4 protein-coding genes and 1 pseudogene are annotated in these 2,238 nt (G+C 36.0%); 2 read left to right on the top strand and 3 right to left on the bottom strand.

What is annotated here, in order from left to right:
- Positions 1-137: 137 nt before the first annotated feature.
- Complete coding sequence (locus tag MRT15_RS10970; RefSeq protein WP_304330227.1) at positions 138-380, bottom strand: hypothetical protein; 243 nt, start codon at positions 378-380, stop codon at positions 138-140.
- Positions 381-644: 264 nt separating this feature from the next.
- Here MRT15_RS10970 and MRT15_RS10965 point away from each other — a divergent pair, with 264 nt between their 5' ends.
- Positions 645-803, top strand: coding sequence for a hypothetical protein (locus MRT15_RS10965; protein WP_304330225.1), 159 nt, complete (start codon positions 645-647; stop codon positions 801-803).
- A gap of 336 nt (positions 804-1,139) precedes the next feature.
- Here the strand turns inward: MRT15_RS10965 and MRT15_RS10960 are convergent, their stop codons facing one another.
- Both MRT15_RS10960 and MRT15_RS10955 read right to left on the bottom strand, forming a co-directional pair.
- Positions 1,140-1,544, bottom strand: a complete 405-nt coding sequence (locus MRT15_RS10960) for a hypothetical protein (protein WP_304330224.1) — start codon at positions 1,542-1,544, stop codon at positions 1,140-1,142.
- A gap of 91 nt (positions 1,545-1,635) precedes the next feature.
- The gene (locus MRT15_RS10955) at positions 1,636-1,905 is read right to left on the bottom strand and encodes a hypothetical protein (RefSeq protein WP_304330223.1); all 270 of its coding nucleotides are present in this window, start codon (positions 1,903-1,905) and stop codon (positions 1,636-1,638) included.
- A gap of 82 nt (positions 1,906-1,987) precedes the next feature.
- Between MRT15_RS10955 and MRT15_RS10950 the strand changes: the two are divergent.
- Positions 1,988-2,238 (top strand): annotated as a pseudogene (locus MRT15_RS10950) (hypothetical protein); the annotation flags it as partial.

The raw sequence follows: 2,238 nt of genomic DNA, 5'->3' as shown, positions 1-2,238 counted from the left end.
TCCGTTATTGTTGCTAAAGGATTTCTCCCTAAGGCTGTAAGTATCCTGTAATCTATTTCATCGAGTTCCTGCACCTCAGTTCACCACCATAGCTCTCACATGCTCTAACGGGCTTTGGTCGCTCTAGATGCTCTAGTCTATTCTTTTGGAAATCCTGGATCCCAGCCCGGTGGATCAAATTTTACTATTTTTACGAGTTCTCCTTTACCATTATATATTGCTATTGTAACCCAAGTCTTACCATTTTCGTCTTTTTCTACTGATATTACTTCCATTTTGGCTAGGGTTGGTGTAGCTAATGTTGTTGTCAGTATTAGTGTTAGTATTGTTAGGCTTAATAGTATTAGGGCCTTTCTTTCAAGGATTCCAGTTTTCTGCATACCCATCACTTAAATTTACATCCAATTTACATATAAATTTTACTATTTTTATTGGCTTCTTTTGCAAAATTATTCCAAATTTTTAAGTGTATTATGTAATTTTTAAGTGTATTATGCAATTTTTTGGTAATCTTTATATAGTTGTTTACCATATTTTTGCATGTGACCTTTAAAATTTTCAGCATCCCCTACTCTATTAGTGTACTTTCAACGGTATTTCTTATCATATTCTCTCTTATGGGTTGGGTTAACTCCATCGTTTATATGTATCGTTTTGGTGGTGTTGGTTCTTTAAGTGTTCAGCTCGTAAGCTCCACATATGACTCGTCAAGCAACACTAGCACATTCACATTTAAGATAGTTAATGATGGTGTTGAAGCCCTCCGGCTCATGGACATAAATGTTAATGGTTTATCGGTTTAAAGTATTAGTGGAGTCAAGGTTTTTAGGTGCTCAAGTTTTGAGTATGATTTAGGTATAAGTCCAAGCTGTACGCCTCAAAATGATTTCACAACCATAATCCTTGGGAAATCCACTATCTACATCATCATATGTATGCAGGGAGCTAAAAATGGCATGGAATTCACATTCACACTATCTAAACTAAACTCAAACAGCATAATAAACTATAAAGTCTCCACAAACTGACTTCAAACTACCAAATAACTAGCAATTCGCATATTTTCAAATCATTTCTGAATTAAATTTACATTCAGATTCCCAGATCTTGGATAAGTGGGTATATATTGGTCGAGCGTTTTATTTAAGCTCTGGTGATGGTGCTTCCACAACTCTTTCTCCTGGAGCTACTTTATCAATATAGATTGGAACATATCCATACTTCTTGTATACGTTTTCGGCAAGTCTCCTTTTATCCTCATCGCATCCCACGATGGCGCCTTTGAATATTGCCACATACTTCCCACAATATTGCGGGTCTTTGATAAGTTTGCCTTTAATCTTCAGGAAAGCCTTCCTCTCCTCCTCAATTTGCAAAATATATTCAAGTTGTTTCTCATTAATAGGCAAGCTGCTTCTCTCAACATAATCCTTTATTAGCTCAACAATAACTTCATTCCTCTCCCCCCTCCCCCTTTCATGCATTACTATTAAGCTAAATAATTTCCATAGATCATCATCAACATTAATGGTTATCTTCACCATAATTCCATTTAAGAATTAACCTAATTACCCATAACCTTTTCCCTTATGATGAATGCTGGGAAATGATACTGTCGTAACATCAATGTATGTTTTATTGACCTCTGACCTCCCTTACGAGTTCCACAGCACTCTTATTGCTGATTATTATGAATGGGTGCTTCCCCTCAATCCTCCTCTTCATTAGGAGGTTTATGTCTTCTTCTGATATGCTTGTTTCATCTTTCAGAATTTCCTCCGCCTCTATCTCTCTTTCTAAAAGTTCTTCTATCATGGATTTCAGTGTTACACCTCTTATGGCTGCTAGGATCTTAGCTTTCCCCCATAATTCCTCATTTACCCTTAAACTTACCCTTTTATCCATACATTACTGTATATTGTTGTTGGATTATTTGAATATTCATTTGTGGGAAACCGTTATATATTGTTTGTTTTATTCATTTATCGTGGTTTCAACGCTGGATTCCACTATTGTTTGTAGTGGTTGTGGTTCTGTTTATCCTGCTGATAAACCTATTAATGTTTGCTCTAAGTGTGGTGGTGCTCTACTCTACAAGTATGATTTCTCTAGGATTGGTTTTGGTAGGGATGTTTTTGCTGGTAGGTTTGATAGTTTTTGGAAGTATTTGGAGTTTACGCCTCTTAAGAGTTCCAGTGATATTGTTTCTCTTGGTGAAACTTTTACTCCTATCGTTAA

It is taken from the genome of Candidatus Culexarchaeum yellowstonense, assembly GCF_024707025.1.
Taxonomy (GTDB): Archaea; Thermoproteota; Methanomethylicia; order Culexarchaeales; family Culexarchaeaceae; genus Culexarchaeum.
The sequence above is the reverse complement of the archived record's forward strand: the minus strand, read 5'-3'. Positions and strand labels throughout refer to the sequence as shown.